Source organism: Actinomadura soli, from assembly GCF_005889715.1.
In the GTDB taxonomy this organism is placed as follows: domain Bacteria; phylum Actinomycetota; class Actinomycetes; order Streptosporangiales; family Streptosporangiaceae; genus Spirillospora; species Spirillospora soli.
Map to the genome: position 1 here is coordinate 1 of NZ_VCKW01000522.1, position 2114 is coordinate 2114.

General features: G+C 71.0%; 2 protein-coding genes. One reads left to right on the forward strand and one right to left on the reverse strand.

Annotation, left to right across the window (positions count from 1 at the left end; all coding sequences use genetic code 11):
• Nucleotides 1-275: 275 nt before the first annotated feature.
• Nucleotides 276-1268, reverse strand: a complete 993-nt coding sequence (locus ETD83_RS41470; protein WP_138650708.1) for an ArsR/SmtB family transcription factor — start codon at nucleotides 1266-1268, stop codon at nucleotides 276-278.
• A gap of 59 nt (nucleotides 1269-1327) precedes the next feature.
• On the opposite strand from ETD83_RS41470, the gene ETD83_RS41475 reads away from it, so the two are divergent.
• Nucleotides 1328-2114: MFS transporter (locus tag ETD83_RS41475; protein ID WP_138650709.1), on the forward strand; the 787-nt coding region annotated here is incomplete at its 3' end.

A 2114-nucleotide genomic window follows, 5' to 3' on the forward strand; every position in this document is an offset into this window, starting at 1 on the left:
TGACGTCCGCGCCTGGGTCAACGAGTGGAACACCGACCCCAAGCCGTTCGTGTGGACCAAACCCGCCGACGACATCCTCGAAACCCTCGCCGGATACTGCCAACGAATTAACGACTCAAGACACTAGAACATCAAAGCCTAGAAACTCGAAAATCGAACACCGACCACAAACATCGGACCTTAGAACCTCCTGCGCCAAGGCAAATACCGACGCCCGGCTGCGAGCCCGTCCGCTTTCATCACGGCATTCGCAAAGGAGTAGGGGGCAGGCGCCGTCAGGTCGTGCCGACCAGGATGTCCCCGACTGCGGTGCGGCGGTAGAGGACCGACCGGCCGCTGCGTTCCCGGGTGACGAGGCCGGACGCGTACAGCACCGCGAGGTGGTCGCCGATCCCGCCGATGCTCATCCGGAGCCGGGCGCTCAGCCACGTCGTCGTGGCCGGTTCGGCGAGCAGCCGCAGCAGGTCGGCGCGAGTGCGGCCGAGCAGCTTCGCGAGGGCGTCCGGCCCCGCCTCCGGCGAGCGCCGTGCGCGGCCCTCCCAGAGCGCCGCCACTCCCCTGGCCCGGTACATCAGCGTGTACGGCCAGTTCTGCTCGACCGCGAGGCCGAGTTCCGAGAAGACCACGGGCACGAACATCAGTCCGGCGCCGCCCAGCCGGCGGGTGGCGTCGCCGCCGCCGAGAATGTCCACCTCGATCACGCCGTCGCGCCAGCGCACCTGGCGGGTCAGGCCGTCCAGCGCCTCCGCCCAGCCGTAGGCGGCGAGGCGTCCGGCGCGGTGCACTATGTCGCGCTCTACGATCGACCGGAGAACCGGCCAGTCCGGCTCCAGCAGGGCGTGCCAGGCGGTCTCCAGGCCGGCGGCGAGGCGCTCGACCATGTCCGGCGCGTCCAGGACCTCCCGGACGACGGTGTCCGGCTCCGGCAGGCCGGCAAGGTTGCGGACGACCTCCCCGCGCGCCTGGTCGAGCGGCGTCGCCCGCATCGTGGCGAGCTGCTCGGCGATCGTGAGGTTGGGCCGGGCGGGCGGCGGGCTGATGAAGTCGGCCATGTAGCCGGCGCGGCGGCGCAGGAACGTCAGCGTCCGGATGGCGGGGTCGTCCGCGATCGGCAGGTAGCGGGGGCGCGCCCGCTCCACCCACGGGCCCAGCGGACCGGCGGGCACCCGGCCCGCGGCGAGGCCCAGCGCGTTCAGGGTCTCCAGCAGCGGTGCGATGCCGAAGCGGCTGGCTGCCAGGTCGGCCTGGTCCACCTCGATTCGGTACATGTTTCGTTCCTCCCCGAAACATTGTCCGGTGCCGGGAGCGTGGACGCACAGTTGCGGTGATGAGCGCTCCCCCCGTGGCGTCCGTGCGGTATCGCGATGTGTTCGGCGTGCCTGAGTTCCGGGTCCTGTTCGTGTTGCAGACGTTGCAGGCAGGGGGCGAGTCGATCCGGATCATCGCGCTGTCGGTGCTGACCTTCGAGGAGACGGGCTCGTCGCTCGCGGCGGCGATCGTGTTCGGCGCCGGGATGCTGCCGTACGTGGTGGGCGGCGCGTTCCTGCTGTCGCTTGCGGATCGCGTGCCGGGTCGGCGGCTTCTGACCGCGTTCCATCTGCTGCGGTTCGCGGTGATCGCCGTGTTCGCGCTGGACGCGGTGCCGCTGCCGGTGACGATCCTCCTGCTCGTCGTGGTCGGGCTGTTCGCGCCGGTCGGGTCGGCGGCCGTGCAGGGCAGGCTGCCCGCGCTGCTGCCCGGCGACCAGTACGTGCTGGGACGGTCGCTGTTCACGATGACGGCGGCGTGCTCGCAGGTGGCGGGCCAGGGCGTGGGCGGGCTGCTGCTGTCGGTCCTGACGCCGTCCGGGACGCTGTGGCTGGCGGCGGGGACGGCCGGGATGGCGGCTCTGACCGCCCACCTGGGGCTGCCGGACACGATCATGAAGCGGGGCGGCTCGTCCGGGACATTGCGGGAGACGTGGCGGGTGAACCGGGTTCTGCTGGGCGGACGGACGACGCGCGGCCTGCTGCTGGCCGTCTGGCTTCCGATCGCCATGTCGGTGGGGGCGGAGGGCGTGCTGGTCCCTTATGCGACGGGCCTGGGGCTGGCCTTGATACACATCCTTCGATTCT